Source organism: Planctomycetota bacterium (genome assembly GCA_016872555.1).
GTDB lineage: Bacteria > Planctomycetota > Planctomycetia > Pirellulales > UBA1268 > F1-20-MAGs016.
In genome coordinates, this window is record VGZO01000122.1 from 1 (window position 1) to 2,961 (window position 2,961).

2 protein-coding genes are annotated in these 2,961 nt (G+C 65.7%); both read left to right on the forward strand.

Features of this window, described 5'->3' with window-relative positions; translation table 11 throughout:
* Positions 1-202: 202 nt before the first annotated feature.
* Positions 203-919: a hypothetical protein gene (locus FJ309_17345; GenBank protein MBM3956338.1), complete on the forward strand. Its 717-nt coding sequence runs from the start codon at positions 203-205 to the stop codon at positions 917-919.
* A gap of 490 nt (positions 920-1,409) precedes the next feature.
* The coding region (locus FJ309_17350) for an AAA family ATPase (protein MBM3956339.1) at positions 1,410-2,961 on the forward strand (1,552 nt) is incomplete at its 3' end.

Consider the following 2,961-nt stretch of genomic DNA (forward strand, 5'->3'; position numbering starts at 1 on the left):
AGGCCGACGACTACGAGCTTGAGTCAGCGGAGGTCGCGGTAGACGGCGCGGCCGACGTTGATTCTCCGGCGGCACCTGGAACGCAATCACCAGGTGGGCTCGGCGCACGCCTCAAGAGCGCACTCCTGGAATTCTGGTGCAGGCTGCAGAGGCTCTGGTTCCGGATGAAGACGTGCCTCATCCGCTTTCTGGGAGACGCCTGATGCCCGCGCTCTACCGCGGCCTCTGGCCGCAGAACATTGGCAAGCTCTCCAAGTACACCGTCAGCCTCATCGACGGACAGTGGAAGGTCACCGTGGGGTACGACCTCGGTGATGGCCTGCGTTTCCTGGCTATCGAAGGGGCCGACTCCGGACTCGCGGCGATGGTGAATGCGGTCAAGACGGCCCGGGCGGGCCAGCCGGGCGGGGCGTTCTACATCAACGAATACCGTCATGTCATCGTGCCGGTGGCGAGCGGGCGGACGGCTGACTACTACTTCGCTGGAATCTGCCATGGGGAGTTTTCGTTTCCGTTCGAGGGTAACCAGCTCACCACCAAGCCCGTCGACGGGGCCGGCAAGCCGCTGGTGCCGGGGCAAAAGTGGTATGGCCCGCGACCGGGTGTGCCCTATGTCCTCGCCGCGGGCGTTAACGACATCTACTTCGAGTCGCCGGCGCTGACCGACGACGATCCCCCGCGCGTCCGCCCGCAGACGACCCGGCGGGTGCGGCTGTCGAAGATCCTCGGCGACCGGCTGGCGGTCGATCGCGCGACCCGGCCGCTCGCCGCGATCCGCGGCCATCAGGGGGGGAAGTTCTACGTCAACGAGCACGGCGCGATGTTCACGCCCGTCGCAGCCGGCGATGGCAACGGACTCGACTACATCTACTGCGGGCAGATCGATCGGACCGCGTGGTTTCCCGAGCCGGCGGTCTGATCGCGGTTTCGCCGGAGAGCATGCCCCGTTTCCTTCTCGGTTTTCACCATGAAATACGAAAAGCTCACCAAACTCTCGATCCGCAACCATCCCGGGCTCTCCGAACGTTGGGTGCAGGAGCGGATCGCCGACGATCCGGCGATCCTCGGGCTCGGCGACGTGATCCTCAAGGACAAGGAGCGGATCCAGCCGGCGGCCTGCCGCCTCGATCTGCTCCTCCGAGAGCCGACCTCGACATCCTCGACTACGACAAACGCCGGAGCCGCTACAAGATCCGGCTCCAGAAGGGAGACATCACCAAGCACGCCGACGTCATCCGCCGGCTGCTCGACACGAGCTACCGGGAATTCGGCGGCGGAGAAGGCTGATCGCCGGAGACGACGACGCCGTCTTCCCCCCGTCCTTCCCCGTCGGCCACACTGAATCCTCTCCGCCCCCAGCCTCGACCCGCAGCGATTGCTCCCGCCGTCGGCGACCAGCCTCTGAATCCATGCTCACCCGCCTCGTCATCCGCAATTTCAAGGCGTTCGCCGACGTCGACATCGAGCTCGGCGACCGGGTGGTGTTCGTCGGACCGAACAACTCCGGAAAGACAACCGCCCTGCAGGCCCTGGCGCTGTGGAATGCCGGCGTGCGGCGGTGGGTGGAGAAACGGGGGGCGGCGGAGGTTTCGAAGGAACGACCCGGCGTGACGATCAACCGCCGTGACCTGATTCCCCTGCCGGTGCCATCGGCCAGCCTGCTGTGGAGAAACCTCCATGTCCGCGAAGGGGTGCGGATCGGCGAGAAGACCGGCACGCGAAACATCCTCATCGACATCGAGGTGGAAGGCACGGCCGACGGGGAGAGCTGGCGGACGGCGATGGAGTTTGATTACGCCAACGAGGAGTCGTTGTACTGCCGATCGAAAGTCGCCGATGACGGCGCACGGGCGGCGGTGCCGGCGGCTGCCGCCAAGGTGAAGCTGGCGTTTCTTCCGCCGATGTCGGGCCTCGCGGCCAACGAGACCCTCCTTCCCGAAGGCGCCGTCGCCGTCCGCATCGGCGAAGGGCGCACGGCCGAGGTGCTGCGAAACCTCTGCTGGCAGGCGTTCCAGCATCCCGACACCACGCACTGGCGCTCGATCACCGGCCACATGCAGGCGCTGTTCGGGATCGAGCTCGCTGATCCGGTGCACGTGCCGGAGCGCGGCGAACTGACGATGGAGTTCCGCAGCGGAGGGGTCGATCTGGACCTGTCGGCCAGCGGCCGGGGCCAGCAGCAGATGCTCCTCCTCCTGGCCCACATGGCGGCCAATCCGGGATCGGTGCTGTTGCTCGACGAGCCCGATGCCCACCTGGAGATCCTCCGCCAGCGGCAGATGTACGACGTGCTGACGACGATGGCGGCGAAGACGAGAAGCCAGATCATCGCCGCCAGCCATTCCGAAGTGCTGCTCAACGAAGCCGCCGACAAAGACATCGTGGTGGCATTCGTGGGGAAGCCGCATCGGATCGACGACCGCGGTGCGCAGGTCGCCAAGGCGCTCAAGCAGATCGGCTTCGAACAGTATCTCCAGGCCGAGCAAACCGGCTGGGTGCTGTATCTGGAGGGATCGACCGACCTGTCGATCCTCCGCGCGTTCGCGACGACGCTTGACCATCCCGTGAAGCGCCATCTCGAACGGCCGTTCGTGCACTACGTCGGCGACAAGCCGACGGCCGCACAGGATCATTTCCACGGCCTCCGCGAGGCGAAGGCCGATCTCGTCGGTATTGCGGTTTTCGATCGTCTGCCGAGGCCCTTGCCGCCCGACCCGTATCTCCGGCAGGAAACGTGGAGTCGCTACGAGATCGAGAACTACCTCACGTCGCCGGAAGCACTGGTCGCGTTTGCCCGTGATTACGCGATCCGCGAAAGCACGACGCCGCTGTTTGCCGACTCGACCGTCAAGCGGATGGAAGCGGCGATCGAGCTCGTGGTCGGGTCACTCCGCAATCTCGGCAAGGCGGATCCTTTCGGCCCCGACCTCAAGGTCTCGACGGAGTTTCTCGACCCCCTGT

Coding starts and splice junctions, on each gene's coding strand:
- FJ309_17345 (MBM3956338.1), top strand. CDS start 203: ATGCCCGCGCTCTACCGCGGCCTCTGGCCGCAGAACATTGGCAAGCTC.